Below are 15,427 nucleotides of genomic sequence, written 5' to 3' on the forward strand. Positions count from 1 at the left end.
ACGAATTAGGAGGATTTTTCATGTTGGAATTTGATACGAATTTAGATTCTCTTGCAACAATAAAAGTAATTGGAGTGGGCGGCGGCGGCAATAATGCGGTAAATCGAATGATTGAACATGGTGTTCAGGGTGTTGAATTTATTGCCGTGAATACCGATGCCCAGGCATTAAATTTGTCGAAAGCGGAAGTCAGGATGCAAATTGGGGCGAAAATCACACGTGGTCTTGGTGCCGGGGCCAATCCTGAGGTTGGCAAGAAAGCTGCCGAGGAAAGCAAGGAACAAATTGAAGAGGCTTTACGTGGAGCCGATATGGTTTTTGTAACCGCAGGTATGGGCGGCGGCACGGGGACAGGTGCGGCCCCGGTTATTGCGCAAATTGCGCGTGAACTTGGTGCCTTAACAGTTGGCGTTGTGACTCGTCCATTCACATTTGAAGGCAAGAAAAGGGCGAACCAAGCTTCTGGTGGTATTGGTGCAATGAAACAAGCGGTTGATACTTTAATCGTTATTCCTAATGACCGCCTTTTGGAGATTGTTGATAAGAGCACGCCGATGCTTGAAGCCTTCCGTGAAGCTGATAACGTTCTGCGCCAAGGGGTACAAGGTATTTCGGATCTAATCGCGGTTCCTGGTTTAATCAACCTAGACTTTGCTGATGTTAAAACAATTATGTCAAATAAAGGCTCGGCCTTGATGGGTATTGGGATGGCATCAGGCGAAAACCGGGCAACCGAGGCAGCTAAGAAAGCGATTAGTTCACCATTACTTGAAACCTCCATTGATGGAGCGCAAGGAGTATTGATGAATATTTCAGGAGGCGCTAATTTAAGCCTGTACGAAGTTCAGGAAGCTGCTGATATTGTTGCTTCCGCCTCAGACCAAGAAGTAAATATGATTTTTGGTTCGGTCATCAATGAAGACCTAAAGGATGAAATCATCGTAACAGTGATTGCGACCGGATTTAATGAAGAAGTCATCCAGCCTAAAGCAACACGGCCAACTTTTGTACAAACGAATAAGGCAGCAGCCGGTAATGTTAAGCGTGAACAGAAGCGGGAAGAAGCACCGCAAGAGCCAGTCCGCAATAATGCTAATAATAGCACTTTTCAGGAAGATACATTGGATATTCCAACCTTCTTACGCAATCGAAATCGTAGAAGATAAGGATAAGAATAGAAATTAAAAGGCATGGTCCAAAAACGGATCATGCCTTTTTGACGTGTGCGGGACATATTTCTGGAGTCCGTTTAACAGTACTTCCGCTTTTCGTTTGACAAAATACGTTTTGAATAGTGAAAATTTCTGTTTTTTTGTTTACAGAAAGTGACACACTTCCAGCCTGAAAGTAGGTTATACTTTTGCGTAACAGATAATAGTCGGTTATAGAGTGAGTTTAGGGAGGAAGCTGCTTGGTCGTTTATTTAGATATTATCTGGCTGCTAAATTTTTTCTTTGATAGTCTTCTTCTTTTTTTAACTGCTATTTTTTTGAAGAGAAAAATCAGATTATGGAGAGTTGCACTGGGGGGTTTTACAGGGTCATTAATCATTTTATTATCATTTACCCCATTAAATGTCTATTCAAGTCATCCGATTGCTAAATTGTTATGTTCGTTGATCATGGTGCTCCTCACTTTTGGTTATAAACGTTTTTCTTTCTTTATCAAAGCGTTAATGACATTGTATGTTTCAACGTTTTTAATTGGCGGATCATTAATCGGCGTGCATTATTTTCTGCAATATGATGCCGAACTTACGGAGCAGGTACTGCTCTCCAGTGTGAAGGGATTCGGCGATCCAATTAGCTGGCTGTTTGTGCTTATTGGCTTTCCGGTAGCCTGGCATTTTTCAAGAAAAAATATTGAAAGCATGGAAATGACGAAAATTCACTATGAACAAATCGTTGTTGTCCACCTAAAGATTGAAAATGAAACGTTTACTTTTAATGGGCTTGTTGATAGTGGGAATCAGCTCTATGACCCATTGTCAAGACTACCCGTGATGTTTGTCTCGATTAAACATCAATTGGAAACATTACCGGGACCGATCCGAAAATTGGCAGTTGAACCAGACTCTATCTTGATGGGCAGTGATCCATTACCTGATGAATGGCAGGACCGTTTGCGAATTGTGCCTTACAGTGTGGTTGGACAAGAGCATCAGCTGGTTGCGGCAATTAGACCTGATAACATCTTGATTGAACATAATGGTGAGATGGTATCTGCCAAAGGGCTGGTAACATTTACGCTGCAGCAGCTTTCTGGCGATGACACGTTCCAATGTATCGTTCATCCCAAAATGCTGACGGGACTCAAGCAGCGTAGGGAAAGTGAGAAAGTGGGTTAATATACTATACTCGGAAAAACAAATTTTAGAAGGGGGAGTAGAAATGATAAAGTGGAAATTTCGCCTATCCTACTATTGGTATAAAATTTTAATGAAATTGGGTCTGAAAACAGATGAAGTCTTTTACATCGGTGGAAGTGAAGCATTGCCTCCTCCTTTAAGTAAAGATGAAGAGGAATTGTTGTTAAAAAAACTTCCTGATGGTGATAAAGCAGCCAGATCGATTCTGATTGAACGCAATCTGCGACTGGTGGTCTATATTGCCCGCAAATTTGAAAATACTGGCATTAATATAGAGGATCTAATCAGCATTGGAACCATTGGTTTGATAAAGGCAGTGAATACGTTTAATCCCGAGAAGAAAATCAAACTGGCTACATATGCTTCGCGATGCATTGAAAATGAGATTCTGATGTATTTGCGAAGGAACAACAAAATACGCTCGGAAGTTTCCTTTGATGAACCATTAAACATTGATTGGGATGGAAATGAGTTATTATTATCCGATGTCTTGGGCACGGATGATGACATTATTACTAAGGACCTTGAAGCAAATGTAGACCGTAAGCTGCTATCGAAGGCTTTGCATCAACTTACCGATAGGGAAAAGCAAATTATGGAGCTTCGCTTCGGGCTGACAAATGGTGAAGAAAAAACGCAGAAAGATGTAGCCGATATGCTCGGGATTTCCCAATCGTATATTTCCCGGCTTGAAAAAAGAATTATAAAAAGGCTGCGCAAGGAATTTAATAAAATGGTGTGAGGCTAGACAAAGAAAAGAAAATTTTTCCCACAAAAAATACCTTATGATTTCATGATTTAACACTAATTTTGGTCGATCATGCACCTGTTCACCTGGTTGGACAGGTGCATATTTTTTTTCCCTGCGGAGATACTGTTTTTGTACAGCAGCTCCTGTGAGGAGGGAACAGAATTGACTCGAAATAAAGTTGAAATTTGCGGTGTAGACACATCAAAACTTCCAGTGTTAAAAAACGAAGAAATGAGAATACTCTTCAAGCAAATGCAAGAGGGTGATTTATCTGCCCGTGAAAAGCTTGTCAACGGTAATCTGCGCCTTGTCTTAAGCGTAATTCAAAGGTTTAATAACCGAGGAGAATTTGTTGATGATCTATTTCAGGTTGGCTGTATTGGACTGATGAAATCGATTGATAATTTCGATTTAGGCCAAAATGTAAAGTTTTCTACTTATGCTGTGCCGATGATAATTGGGGAAATACGGCGCTACTTACGAGATAATAACCCCATTCGCGTTTCTCGCAGTTTACGGGATATCGCCTATAAGGCCCTCCAAGTAAGGGAACGATTAATGAGTGAAACATCAAGAGAACCAACCGCAGAGGAGATTGCTAAAGTTTTAGAAGTGCCGCATGAAGAAATCGTCTTTGCCTTAGATGCGATTCAAGATCCGGTTTCTCTTTTCGAGCCAATTTATAATGATGGCGGCGACCCTATTTATGTAATGGATCAATTAAGTGATGAGCGCAACAAAGACATTCATTGGATTGAAGAGATTGCTTTAAAAGAAGGCATGCGAAGATTAAATGAACGTGAAAAATTAATATTGCGAAAACGATTCTTTCAAGGGAAAACACAAATGGAAGTGGCTGATGAAATCGGGATTTCGCAAGCACAAGTTTCCCGCTTGGAAAAAGCAGCCATCAGACAAATGAATAAAAACATTCAAAGCTAAAGCTGCCATTTGGGCAGCTTTTTTTCTATGCTATATTCCTGAAGCCAATCATATATTTTATTGAAAGTATCGGATTGGGGAGTGATGTAGATGGTTAAAATTTCAGAATTTCAAATAAAGGATGTTGTCAATGTATCGGATGGAAAGAGGCTTGGCAATATAGGCGATATTGAGATTAATCTTTCAACAGGAAAAATTGAAGCAGTTGTCATTTCCGGGAATGGCAGGATGCTCGGCTTTTTCGGAAAAGAGGATGAAGTCGTGATTCCTTGGAACAATATCATTAAAATTGGCCAGGATGTCATTTTAGTCAGATTTAAAGGTGCTGAAGAAAAATCAACCGATGAGGGATAGTGTGCACGAATCTTCTTTTCATGGTAAACTATAGAAAAACATAAGAGGGTACTTTAAATGGAACCTTTTGTTAGAGATAATCAATCCTATTTAACAATTGAACCTTGGATGCAGCAGTTTCCCGGACTCGTTGCCGGTTTTACAACCAAAACCGGCGGTGTCAGTCATGGAGAGTTCGCTTCGCTAAACCTGGGTTTTCATGTTGGCGATCAAGTAACTGATGTTTGTGCTAATCGCTTAATCGTTGCAAAAGAACTGGACTTCCCGTTAAACCGTTGGGTCGGGGCCGAACAAATCCATGATATTGTGGTCAAAAAAGTTACAAAAGCGGATTGTGGAAAAGGCGCGGACTTCTATGACCACTCGATTAAAGGAACGGATGGTTTTTATACAAATGAAACGGGAATCTTGTTGACGCTGTGCTATGCTGACTGTGTTCCGATTTACTTTATTGCCCCTGACTTTGGGATGATTGGGGTTCTTCATGCCGGCTGGAAAGGCACCGTTGCCCAAATAGCCAGACAAATGGTTGAAGCATGGAATAAAGATGGCATTAAGCCCGGCGATATTCATGTGACAATTGGTCCCTCCATTTGCGAAAAATGTTACATTGTCGATAATCGTGTCGTTAATTTAGTAGAAAATATACTAGAAGATGTCGATGGAAAACCATATAATTTAATTAATGATGGACAATATTCTTTAGATTTGCGTGCATTAAATCGGCAAATCCTGCTGAAGGCTGGGATTCCTGCCCAGCAAATTATGGTGACCAATCTATGTACCAGCTGTGATTCGGAGTTGTTTTTTTCGCATCGCCGTGATCAAGGGAAAACAGGCAGAATGTTAAGTTTCATTGGTTGGAAGGAGATCTGATTTCATTCATGAAAGTAACAGAAAAACTTGAACGTATTAAGCAGCAAATTGATCAGGCCTGTCAAAGAGTAAATCGTAAACCTGAAGAGATTCGGATCATTGCCGTTACAAAATATGTAACGGTTGAAAGAGCAAAAGAGGCATTAGATGCCGGGCTTACTGATTTCGGTGAAAATCGTGATGAAGGTCTCATAAGTAAGTGGGAGGTTCTAGGGGACAAGCCTGTTTGGCACTATATTGGTACGTTACAATCGCGAAAGGTAAAAAACATTATCGATAAAGTCGAATATATTCATTCGTTGGATCGCCTGTCATTGGCAAAGGAGATTAATAAACGGGCACAACGAAAGATAAAATGCCTTGTCCAAGTCAATGTCTCCGGGGAGGAATCAAAACACGGTCTGCCTCTTGAAGAGGTGATTTCCTTTATTGAATCACTTCGTCCATTTGAGAATATTCGTGTTGAAGGCTTAATGACGATGGCACCATTGACGAATGATGAACAGATCATACGGGATTGTTTTCGTAAGTTAAGCAAGCTTCGCAAACAGGTTCAAGCATTACATTTGGATTTTGCCCCCTGTACAGAACTTTCCATGGGAATGTCTAATGATTATTCAATCGCCATTGAAGAAGGAGCCACGATGGTCAGGATCGGCACGGCACTTGTTGGTGAAGATGATTAGGGGAGAAAAAGATGACGATAAAATCTAAATTAAAAACATTTTTCTTTTTAGATGATGAATATGAGGACAGCGAAAGTTTTGAAGAACGAACAGAACCAAAAAAAACCTCAAAGCCTGGTGGAAAAACGCAAAATGTAGTTAGTCTTCAAAGTATCCCAAAGCAATCAAATGGGCAAAAGGCTTCTAAAGTTATTCTGGCGGAGCCTGGAACATATGCTGAAGCAACAGAAATTGCCGACCATTTAAAGAATCACCGCGCTGTAGTCGTTAATTTACAGCGGATTGACCGCGAACAAGGACGGCAAATTATTGATTTTCTAAGTGGTGTTGTTTATACCCTTGGAGGAGATATGCAGAAGATTGGGACAAATATTTTCTTATGCACGCCGGATAATGTTGAGGTGTCGGGAAATATCACTGATCTTTTTCCAGAACAAGATATTCATAAAATGAGGTGGTAATGGGAATGTATTTTGTGATAAGTCTATTGCAGCAGCTAATTCAGATCTATTCATGGGCATTAATTATTTATATCTTAATGTCATGGTTTCCTAATGCGCGCGATACATCTGTCGGCAGGTTTTTAGCGAGGATTTGTGAGCCGTATCTGGAACCGTTTAGAAAAATAATTCCGCCAATTGGGATGATTGATATATCTCCAATTGTGGCGTTTCTTGTGTTAAACTTTGCCCAAAGAGGCTTAGTCAGCGTCTATCAAATGATTGGATAACTAATTTTCGTCCGGGTTGTGTATACACTTATGAGCATTTATCAACATTTTCGTCCAGAAGAAAGGGAATTTATTGATCAGGTAACCGATTGGAAGGAGAATGTCGAGCAGCAATATGCGTCCAAACTGACCGATTTTCTCGATCCGCGGGAGCAGCATATTTTAAAATCAATTATTGGTGAATCAGGTGATGTGAAGTATTCCTTCTTTGGCGGTATCGATAATGGGGAAAGAAAACGGGCATTACTGTATCCAGATTATCTCACACCCAATGAAGAAGATTTTCAAATCAGCCTATTTGAAATTGAATATCCAAAAAAATTTGTGACAATTGAACACCGTCAGGTTTTAGGAACGCTAATGTCCCTAGGTCTGAAACGCGGAAAGTTTGGTGATATTCTGATTGCAGATGAACGGGTTCAATTTTTAGCTGCAACGGAAGCAGCCAGTTTTATTATAAACCATGTTGAAACCATTGGCCGTGCAGGTGTAAAACTTGTTGAAAAACCGTTAGATCAAGCACTCGATTTAAAGGAAATATGGGATGAAAGCGAAATAACAGTATCTTCCCTGCGCCTGGATACTGTTATTTCTAGTGTTTTTCATCTATCAAGACAAAAATCGCAGCTTTTCATTCAACATGGGGTGGCCAAAGTAAATTGGACAATGATTGAAAATCCTTCATTTTCATGTGGGGAAGGCGACTTGATTTCCGTTCGCGGTTATGGAAGGTCGAAAATTCTTCGTATTGATGGAAAAACAAAAAAAGAAAAATGGCGAATGCTTATAGGAAAGCAAAAATAATTTATTTGTTGAAGGATTTTTAAAAACCTTGTCGAATAATTCCTAATACATACAGAGATTTGTTGGAGGTGGCAGCATGCCGTTAACGCCGTTAGATATTCATAATAAAGAATTTAATAAAGGATTCAGAGGATACGACGAGGACGAAGTAAATGAATTTTTGGACCAGGTGATTAAAGATTATGAAATGGTTCTCAGGGAAAAGAAGGAACTGGAAGAACGCTTAGCCGACATGAATGAGCGCTTGAGCCATTTTTTAAATATTGAAGAAACCCTAAATAAATCGATCGTAATTGCCCAAGAGGCCGGTGAAGAAGTAAGGCGGAATGCTCAAAAGGAAGCAAAACTTATTGTGAAGGAAGCCGAAAAAAATGCCGACCGCATTATCAATGAATCGCTTTCAAAGGCGAGAAAAATTGCGCTTGAAATTGAAGATTTGAAGAAACAATCAAAAGTATTTCGAACCCGTTTTAAAATGCTGATTGAAGCACAGCTAGACATGCTGAATACCGATGATTGGGATCATTTATTGGAATATGAAGTAGATGCATCAGAGTTGAATCTTCAGGAAGAAGAAGATTCACTGGCTTGACGAATGATGTAATTGTAGCATATAATTTCTTAACAGATTATTACGAATAGAATGGCTGACGATGATAGGGACAGTACAATTTTCAGGATGCTTTTATTAGCGAACCAGGGATGGTGGAAGCCTGGTAGAGCAGAATATTGGAAAATCACCCTTGAGTTCCGTGTTGAACATCTTTAAAAAAGGCTAGTAGACACTGGCGTGTTATTTACGTTACAAATAAGAAAAGCGGGTGGAACAATAGCTGTTCTGTCTATCAGGGTGGTACCGCGGGAAATAACCTTCTCGTCCCTCTATAGGGATGAGAGGGTTTTTTTTATCGTTGTAATTACTTATACTTTTCTGAAAAAGTGACCATTCTATTTTAATAGCAAGTATTGGAGGAAGAAAGATGGACTACAAAGATACGTTGTTAATGCCGAAAACGGAGTTTCCGATGCGCGGCAATCTCCCCAAACGTGAACCGGAAATCCAGGCGAAATGGGAAGAAATGAACATTTATCAAAAGGTACAGGAACGGACAAAAGGCCGGCCCATGTTTGTGCTTCATGATGGACCACCATATGCAAATGGGGATATCCATATGGGGCATGCCTTGAATAAAATTTTAAAGGATATTATTGTCCGCCATAAATCAATGACCGGTTACCATGCGCCATATGTACCAGGCTGGGATACGCACGGATTGCCAATCGAACAGGCATTAACGAATAAAGGCGTGAAAAGAAAAGAAATGTCTGTTGCTGATTTCCGTAAACTTTGTATGGAATATGCTTATGAACAAATTAATAACCAACGGACACAGTTTAAGCGTCTGGGGGTCAGAGGAGATTGGGAAAACCCATACATCACCTTAAAACCGGAATATGAAGCCCAGCAAATAAAGGTTTTCGGGGAAATGGCGAAAAAGGGCTATATTTATAAAGGTCTAAAGCCTGTATATTGGTCCCCATCCAGTGAGTCAGCTCTTGCTGAAGCAGAAATTGAATATAAAGATAAACGGTCACCATCGATTTACGTTGCCTTTAAGGTGAAAGATGGCAAAGGCGTTCTTGATCACGATACGGAAATCGTTATCTGGACAACCACACCATGGACTATCCCGGCAAACTTGGGGATTTCCGTCCATCCAGATTTAACTTATGTAGTCGCCGCCGTTAATGGTCATAAATATTTAGTGGCTGAAAGCCTGCTTGAATCAGCGGCAAAGGAAATCGGTTGGGAAGCACCGCAAATCGTCCAGAAGCTTAAAGGAACTGATTTAGAGTACATTGTGGCCAGCCACCCATTATATGATCGTGATTCCTTAGTGATGTTAGGCGAACATGTTACAACAGACGCTGGTACCGGCTGTGTCCATACAGCACCGGGACACGGGGAGGACGACTTTATTATAGGTCAAAAATACGGTCTGGATGTCCTCTGTCCTGTTGATGATAAAGGCTGTATGACGAGGGAAGCGCCGGGTTTTGAAGGGTTGTTTATCGAAGATGCCAATAAAGCGATTGGTCAAAAGCTGGAGGAAAAAGGAGCATTACTAAAACTGAGTTTTATCACCCATTCCTATCCGCATGACTGGCGGACGAAAAAACCGGTTATTTTCCGGGCAACGGCTCAATGGTTTGCTTCGATTAAAGATTTCCGCGAACAATTACTTGAGGCTGTGAAAGAGACAAAATGGGTTCCAGCTTGGGGAGAAACACGCCTTTTCAATATGGTCCGTGATCGCGGAGACTGGTGTATTTCCAGACAGCGTGTCTGGGGAGTGCCTATTCCAGTGTTTTATGCTGAAAATGGGCAAGAAATTATTACCGATGAAACGATTAATCATATTTCTAATCTTTTCCGTCAATACGGGTCGAATGTCTGGTTTGAACGGGAAGCAAAGGACCTGCTGCCGGAAGGCTTCACTCATCCGGGAAGCCCAAATGGAAAATTCACGAAAGAAACAGATATCATGGATGTTTGGTTTGACTCTGGCTCATCACACCAAGCCGTTTTGCTTGAAAGAGATGATTTAGTCCGTCCTGCCGACCTTTACCTGGAAGGCTCTGACCAATACCGCGGCTGGTTTAATTCATCGTTATCAACTGCCGTTGCGGTTACCGGAAAGGCACCATATAAAGGGGTATTAAGCCATGGTTTTGCCTTGGACGGTGAAGGACGAAAAATGAGTAAATCATTAGGAAATGTTGTCGTTCCTGCCAAGGTTATGAATCAACTAGGAGCAGATATTTTACGTCTGTGGGTGGCATCTGTTGATTACCAAGCTGATGTCCGCGTGTCTGACGCGATTCTAAAACAGGTAGCGGAGGTTTACCGCAAAATCCGCAATACCTTCCGTTTCTTATTAGGAAACCTGGCTGATTTTGATCCGGCAAAGGATAAACTTCCTTACGAAAAACTTCGCGAGGTAGACCAATTTATTCTGGTTAAATTAAATAAGTTGATTAAATTGGTTCGTAATGCTTATGAGAATTACGATTATTCCGGTATTTATCATGCGGTAAATAATTTCTGTACCCTTGATTTAAGTGCCTTCTATTTAGACTTTGCCAAAGATGTATTATATATCGAAGCACAAGATAACCATGCACGTCGGGCGATTCAGACGGTATTATATGAATCATTATTGGCACTAACAAAATTGGTTTCACCAATCCTGTCTCATACGGCCGACGAGGTGTGGCAATATATTCCTGGAGTTGATGAAGAAAGTGTTCAATTAACTGACATGCCGGAATATCAGGAGCTTCCTGGTGCTCAGGCTTTGGAGGAAAAGTGGACCGCCTTTATGAAGCTCCGTGATGATGTCTTAAAAGCATTGGAAGAGGCGCGTAATCAGAAGGTGATTGGAAAATCATTAACGGCTAAAGTTACGTTATACGTCAATGAGAAAACCAAGGATCTGTTAGAATCGATTGATGAAAGTCTAAATCAATTATTCATTGTATCAGGTTTTGAAGTTGCTGGTTTCTACGAGGCAGCGCCTGAGCATGCGCTAAAATTGGAAACAGCAGCGATTGTTGTCACAAAGGCTGAGGGGGAAACTTGCGAACGCTGCTGGGTCGTTACCCCTGAAATTGGTCATGATCATGACCTGCCAACCTTATGCCCGCGTTGTGCAAAAGTCGTAAAAGAAAATTATTCACATCTCGTTTAAACAGACTGAGAGAGGCTGCTCCAAAACAATCGGAAGCAGCCTCTTTAAATTTTTTCCTTGTCCGTTAAATGTTGTCCGTGATGTCAATTGTTTTGCAGTTTCTGCGGTAGTTTCCCGGAGAAAATAAAACAAATGATGAAACGGAGGTAAAACACATATGAATGCGATACAGGAAAAATTGTTTTTGGAACTCCGTCAAACGAAAATTGAACTTGAACAGTCATTAATGAGCAGACAGAATAGGGACTGGTTGACAAATCTTTTAGAATCAGAACTGAGAGATGTTAACGCTGCCATTTGTAAATTTGAACAAGGCCAATATGGTAAATGCGAAAGGACGGGCGAATGGCTCCCAGAAAATTTATTGCAAATTATTCCTACTGTTAAATCAGTGAATGACTCCGAAATAGTTAATCGCTATTATAAAAAAACGATCTCAACCTTAGACTTGTAACGTTACATTGTCGATTTGCCGTTAAATATGCTAAAATGCAGAAGAAACTAGGAAAGCACAAGCGTCTTCATAAGAGGTGCTTTAGCTTTTGGGATGTGGGGGTATTTCTTCGTGTATTATTATTTAATTGCAATTTTTGTGATCCTTTTAGATCAATTAACGAAATGGCTAGTCGAGCACAATATGTATTTAGGAGAAAGTATTCCAATCATTCATAACTTTTTATACATTACCTCTCATCGCAATCGTGGGGCTGCATGGGGCATTCTACAAGGGCAGATGTGGCTGTTTTATGTGATAACCGTTGTGGTCATCATCGCTATTATGTATTATCTGCATAAAGCTGCAAAGGGAAGACGATTGTTGGGAACAGCGCTTGCTTTAATGTTAGGCGGGGCGATCGGAAACTTTATCGACCGGATCATTCGTAAGGAAGTTGTTGATTTCATTCATACCTATATTTTTGGCTATAATTTTCCTGTATTTAATATTGCTGATTCTGCATTAGTCATTGGTGTTGGCTTACTAATGATCCAAATGCTGCTTGACGAAAGAGACTCAAAGGAGAAAACATATGGAGAAAATGGAACACATCGTCCTTGACGAACAGCATGGGGAGCGAATTGATAAGGTCATCGCGGGTTTAGATGCTGATTGGTCAAGAACACAGGTACAGCAATGGATTAAAGATGGACATGTGCTCGTGAACGAAAGACCCGTGAAGACAAACTATAAATGCAGTTTGGATGATCAAATTGAAATTTCTATTCCTGATCCGGAGGAACTTGATGTTATCCCCGAACAAATGGATTTGGACATTTATTTTGAAGATAAGGATGTCTTGGTGGTCAACAAACCAAGAGGGATGGTCGTCCATCCTGCTCCGGGACATATGACAGGAACTTTGGTCAACGGTCTAATGGCTCATTGTAACGATTTGTCCGGGATCAATGGAGTCTTAAGACCGGGTATCGTTCATCGCATCGATAAGGATACATCGGGATTATTAATGGTTGCAAAGAACGATATGGCCCATGAAAGCCTTGTTAACCAGTTAGTCGAAAAAACGGTTACCCGAAAATATAAAGCGATTGTGCATGGGATCATTCCTCATGATTATGGCACGATTGATGCCCCTTTGGGAAGAGATAGCAAGGACAGGCAAAGCATGGCCGTAGTCGACCAAGGAAAACATGCGGTTACCCACTTTCAGGTACTCGAGCGGTTTAGCCAATATACTTTTGTTGAGTGCGTGCTGGAAACAGGAAGAACGCACCAAATTCGAGTTCACATGAAATATATTGGTTACCCGCTTGCCGGAGATCCCAAATATGGTCCAAAGAAAACGTTAGCTATTAATGGACAGGCACTTCATGCCGATGTACTTGGTTTTATTCATCCGAGAACAAAAGAATATCTTGAATTTGAAGCACCGCTTCCAGAAGATATGGAACATCTTCTTCGTTTGCTTAGAAAAAAATAATTGACATTCTGTCTAATTTAAAGTAAGATTTCTATAGTTTAATAAGCCTTTAAAATCAGTCCCGTGAGGCTGAGAAGGAAACGGTTATCGGACATCTGTTCTGTTTTTGCAACCTCTGCATGTTTACCTCTCACCTGTAACGGTGGGAGGTATTTTTGTGATGTTAAAAGAAGAAGGTGATACAGTTTGAGCGAAAAAGCAATTGTGCTTGATGAACAGGCAATAGGTAGGGCCATGACCCGGATCGCCCATCAGATTATTGAGAAAAATAAGGGAATCACCGATTGTGTATTGGTCGGAGTAAGAACAAGAGGAATTTATTTGGCCAAGCGGCTTGCTGCCAAAATTGAAGAAATTGAAGGAAATCCAATTCCTGTCGGAGAACTGGATATAACCCTTTACCGCGATGATTTAACTATCAAAACGGATAATCATGAACCGCTTGTCAAAGGGTCCGATATCCCGTTTGAAATCAGTAATAAAAAAGTGATTCTCGTAGATGATGTTTTGTACACGGGAAGAACGGTCAGGGCAGGGATGGATGCGCTGATCGATATCGGCAGGCCGTCGGCAATCCAACTGGCTGTTTTGGTAGATCGTGGTCATCGTGAGCTTCCAATCAGGGCTGATTATGTTGGTAAAAATATTCCGACATCCAGCAGTGAGAAGATTGTTGTTGAACTGAATGAAGTCGACAATGTTGATCAAGTAAGTATCCATGATAAATAAATAATGACCCTTTTAAATGCAGTCCTGTGAGTCTGACAAAGGGAGAAGCGCTAATACATTCGATTGGTGCTCCATACCCTCTTTAGACCTTTTTGGACGAAGAGGGTTTTTTACTATAAAAGTGAAGAAAATAAATATACCTTATCATAACAGGGGAGATCAAAATGAGTAACAAGCCAATTTTAGACGTAAAAGATAAACCAAAAGCAGGTCAATGGTTTACACTAAGTATTCAGCATTTGTTCGCCATGTTTGGAGCAACCATTCTTGTTCCCTATTTGGTCGGACTAGATCCGGCAATCGCGCTTATATCCAGCGGTCTTGGAACTTTAGCCTTCCTGCTGATTACTAAATTTCAAGTTCCGGCCTATCTAGGTTCTTCCTTTGCCTATATTGTCCCGATTAAATTAATGAATGATACGATGGGTCCGGGGGCAGCAATGATTGGGACCTTCCTTGTTGGCCTTGTCTATGGTACCGTAGCTTTGATTATCAAGAAAGCCGGATACCGTTGGATTATGAATTTACTGCCGCCAATTGTTGTCGGACCGATTATTATCGTTATTGGTTTGTCGGTATCGGGAACAGCTGTCAATATGGCTACCCAAAATGCTGCGCAACATTATAGCATGCTTCACTTCTCGGTTGCCTTGGTAACCTTGGCTGCAACGATAATCTTTTCGATTTTTGCCAAAAAAATGCTGAGCATTATCCCGATCCTGGCGGGGATTGTCGTTGGCTATGTGTACGCCTTAATTGTCGGTGTAGTCGATTTTGCACCGGTTCTAAAAGCACACTGGTTTGAAATGCCGCAGTTTATTATTCCGTTTGTCAGCTACAAAGTAAATTTCACCTGGGACATCTTTTGGCTCATGGTTCCAGTAGCGATTGTCACAATTTCGGAACATATTGGTCACCAGCTTATTCTAAGTGATATTGTCGGCCGTAACTACATAAAAGAACCGGGGCTGCATCGCTCGATTCTTGGTGACGGAACAGGCTCAATTATCTCGGCTTTGATTGGCGGACCACCAAAAACAACCTATGGTGAAAATATTGGCGTTCTGGTGATTACCCGTGTTTATAGTGTTTACGTACTGGCAGGCGCTGCGATTTTTGCGATTCTGTTTGGCTTTATCGGAAAAATTACTGCGCTCATTCATAGTATTCCAACACCGGTAATGGGCGGTGTATCAATCCTTCTGTTTGGAATCATTGCGTCCTCAGGTTTAAGAATGCTGGTCGATAATAAAATTGATTTTGAAGACAAACGAAACCTGGTGATTGCCTCAGTCATACTTATTATCGGTGTGGGCGGAGCTATCTTAAAGCTGCCGTTTAAAGATATTCAAATTCAAGGAATGGCGTTGGCCGCGATTTTTGGAGTCATTTTAAACCTCATTCTTCCGGGCCGACCGGTGGTCAATGATGATTTGTTTGAAGAACGTACAGCTGAAAATAATAAACAAACTGCATAATCATGAACCTTTTAAATAAA

Annotated in this window: 17 protein-coding genes and 1 other annotated feature; all 17 genes read left to right on the plus strand. The window is 40.9% G+C overall.

Annotated elements, in window-relative coordinates; translation table 11 throughout:
* Positions 1-20: 20 nt before the first annotated feature.
* Entirely contained in the window at positions 21-1,166 is a 1,146-nt protein-coding gene (ftsZ, locus tag JK635_RS10245; RefSeq protein ID WP_202653850.1) for a cell division protein FtsZ, read from the plus strand.
* A 245-nt stretch (positions 1,167-1,411) separates the two neighbouring features.
* Positions 1,412-2,347 (plus strand): sigma-E processing peptidase SpoIIGA, encoded by a 936-nt coding sequence (gene spoIIGA, locus JK635_RS10250; RefSeq protein WP_202653851.1) that lies wholly within the window; start codon positions 1,412-1,414, stop codon positions 2,345-2,347.
* Positions 2,348-2,390: 43 nt separating this feature from the next.
* Positions 2,391-3,110 carry an RNA polymerase sporulation sigma factor SigE gene (gene sigE / locus JK635_RS10255; RefSeq protein ID WP_202653852.1) on the plus strand — a complete coding sequence of 240 codons (720 nt, stop codon included), beginning with the start codon at positions 2,391-2,393 and terminating at the stop codon, positions 3,108-3,110.
* A gap of 138 nt (positions 3,111-3,248) precedes the next feature.
* Positions 3,249-4,061, plus strand: coding sequence for an RNA polymerase sporulation sigma factor SigG (gene sigG, locus JK635_RS10260; RefSeq protein WP_374049138.1), 813 nt, complete (start codon positions 3,249-3,251; stop codon positions 4,059-4,061).
* 90 nt (positions 4,062-4,151) lie between these two features.
* The gene (locus tag JK635_RS10265) at positions 4,152-4,415 is read left to right on the plus strand and encodes a YlmC/YmxH family sporulation protein (RefSeq protein WP_202653854.1); all 264 of its coding nucleotides are present in this window, start codon (positions 4,152-4,154) and stop codon (positions 4,413-4,415) included.
* A 57-nt stretch (positions 4,416-4,472) separates the two neighbouring features.
* A complete protein-coding gene (pgeF, locus tag JK635_RS10270; protein ID WP_202653855.1) occupies positions 4,473-5,291 on the plus strand; it encodes a peptidoglycan editing factor PgeF in 819 nt (272 codons plus the stop codon).
* 8 nt (positions 5,292-5,299) lie between these two features.
* On the plus strand, positions 5,300-5,977 hold the full coding sequence (locus JK635_RS10275) for a YggS family pyridoxal phosphate-dependent enzyme (RefSeq protein WP_202653856.1): 678 nt from the start codon (positions 5,300-5,302) through the stop codon (positions 5,975-5,977).
* Between the two features lie 11 nt (positions 5,978-5,988).
* Positions 5,989-6,438, plus strand: coding sequence for a cell division protein SepF (locus JK635_RS10280; RefSeq protein ID WP_202653857.1), 450 nt, complete (start codon positions 5,989-5,991; stop codon positions 6,436-6,438).
* Positions 6,439-6,443: 5 nt separating this feature from the next.
* The gene (locus JK635_RS10285; protein WP_202653858.1) at positions 6,444-6,707 is read left to right on the plus strand and encodes a YggT family protein; all 264 of its coding nucleotides are present in this window, start codon (positions 6,444-6,446) and stop codon (positions 6,705-6,707) included.
* A gap of 30 nt (positions 6,708-6,737) precedes the next feature.
* Positions 6,738-7,511 carry a YlmH family RNA-binding protein gene (locus JK635_RS10290; protein WP_202653859.1) on the plus strand — a complete coding sequence of 258 codons (774 nt, stop codon included), beginning with the start codon at positions 6,738-6,740 and terminating at the stop codon, positions 7,509-7,511.
* 76 nt (positions 7,512-7,587) lie between these two features.
* Positions 7,588-8,103, plus strand: coding sequence for a DivIVA domain-containing protein (locus JK635_RS10295; RefSeq protein ID WP_202653860.1), 516 nt, complete (start codon positions 7,588-7,590; stop codon positions 8,101-8,103).
* Positions 8,104-8,155: 52 nt separating this feature from the next.
* Positions 8,156-8,396, plus strand: a binding site (T-box leader).
* Positions 8,397-8,491: 95 nt separating this feature from the next.
* Positions 8,492-11,263 carry an isoleucine--tRNA ligase gene (ileS, locus tag JK635_RS10300; RefSeq protein WP_202653861.1) on the plus strand — a complete coding sequence of 924 codons (2,772 nt, stop codon included), beginning with the start codon at positions 8,492-8,494 and terminating at the stop codon, positions 11,261-11,263.
* A 157-nt stretch (positions 11,264-11,420) separates the two neighbouring features.
* Positions 11,421-11,717 (plus strand): hypothetical protein, encoded by a 297-nt coding sequence (locus tag JK635_RS10305; RefSeq protein ID WP_202653862.1) that lies wholly within the window; start codon positions 11,421-11,423, stop codon positions 11,715-11,717.
* A gap of 111 nt (positions 11,718-11,828) precedes the next feature.
* Positions 11,829-12,320, plus strand: a complete 492-nt coding sequence (gene lspA, locus JK635_RS10310; RefSeq protein ID WP_202653863.1) for a signal peptidase II — start codon at positions 11,829-11,831, stop codon at positions 12,318-12,320.
* On the plus strand, positions 12,292-13,200 hold the full coding sequence (locus tag JK635_RS10315; protein ID WP_202653864.1) for an RluA family pseudouridine synthase: 909 nt from the start codon (positions 12,292-12,294) through the stop codon (positions 13,198-13,200). The genes lspA and JK635_RS10315 overlap by 29 nt, the downstream gene beginning before the upstream one ends.
* Before the next feature lie 186 nt (positions 13,201-13,386).
* Entirely contained in the window at positions 13,387-13,929 is a 543-nt protein-coding gene (gene pyrR / locus JK635_RS10320; RefSeq protein ID WP_202653865.1) for a bifunctional pyr operon transcriptional regulator/uracil phosphoribosyltransferase PyrR, read from the plus strand.
* Between the two features lie 164 nt (positions 13,930-14,093).
* Positions 14,094-15,407, plus strand: a complete 1,314-nt coding sequence (locus JK635_RS10325) for a solute carrier family 23 protein (RefSeq protein ID WP_202653866.1) — start codon at positions 14,094-14,096, stop codon at positions 15,405-15,407.
* Positions 15,408-15,427: the final 20 nt, after the last annotated feature.

It is taken from the genome of Neobacillus paridis, from assembly GCF_016765675.1.
Taxonomy (GTDB): Bacteria; Bacillota; Bacilli; order Bacillales; family Cytobacillaceae; genus Neobacillus; species Neobacillus paridis.

Bases quoted from the DNA above. Each gene is read 5' to 3' on its own strand.
- JK635_RS10315 (WP_202653864.1), top strand. From the start codon at position 12,292: ATGGAGAAAATGGAACACATCGTCCTTGACGAACAGCATGGGGAGCGA.
- JK635_RS10305 (WP_202653862.1), top strand. From the start codon at position 11,421: ATGAATGCGATACAGGAAAAATTGTTTTTGGAACTCCGTCAAACGAAA.
- ileS (WP_202653861.1), top strand. From the start codon at position 8,492: ATGGACTACAAAGATACGTTGTTAATGCCGAAAACGGAGTTTCCGATG.
- JK635_RS10275 (WP_202653856.1), top strand. From the start codon at position 5,300: ATGAAAGTAACAGAAAAACTTGAACGTATTAAGCAGCAAATTGATCAG.
- JK635_RS10290 (WP_202653859.1), top strand. From the start codon at position 6,738: ATGAGCATTTATCAACATTTTCGTCCAGAAGAAAGGGAATTTATTGAT.
- ftsZ (WP_202653850.1), top strand. From the start codon at position 21: ATGTTGGAATTTGATACGAATTTAGATTCTCTTGCAACAATAAAAGTA.
- JK635_RS10265 (WP_202653854.1), top strand. From the start codon at position 4,152: ATGGTTAAAATTTCAGAATTTCAAATAAAGGATGTTGTCAATGTATCG.
- JK635_RS10325 (WP_202653866.1), top strand. From the start codon at position 14,094: ATGAGTAACAAGCCAATTTTAGACGTAAAAGATAAACCAAAAGCAGGT.
- JK635_RS10285 (WP_202653858.1), top strand. From the start codon at position 6,444: ATGTATTTTGTGATAAGTCTATTGCAGCAGCTAATTCAGATCTATTCA.
- sigE (WP_202653852.1), top strand. From the start codon at position 2,391: ATGATAAAGTGGAAATTTCGCCTATCCTACTATTGGTATAAAATTTTA.
- JK635_RS10295 (WP_202653860.1), top strand. From the start codon at position 7,588: ATGCCGTTAACGCCGTTAGATATTCATAATAAAGAATTTAATAAAGGA.
- JK635_RS10280 (WP_202653857.1), top strand. From the start codon at position 5,989: ATGACGATAAAATCTAAATTAAAAACATTTTTCTTTTTAGATGATGAA.
- pgeF (WP_202653855.1), top strand. From the start codon at position 4,473: ATGGAACCTTTTGTTAGAGATAATCAATCCTATTTAACAATTGAACCT.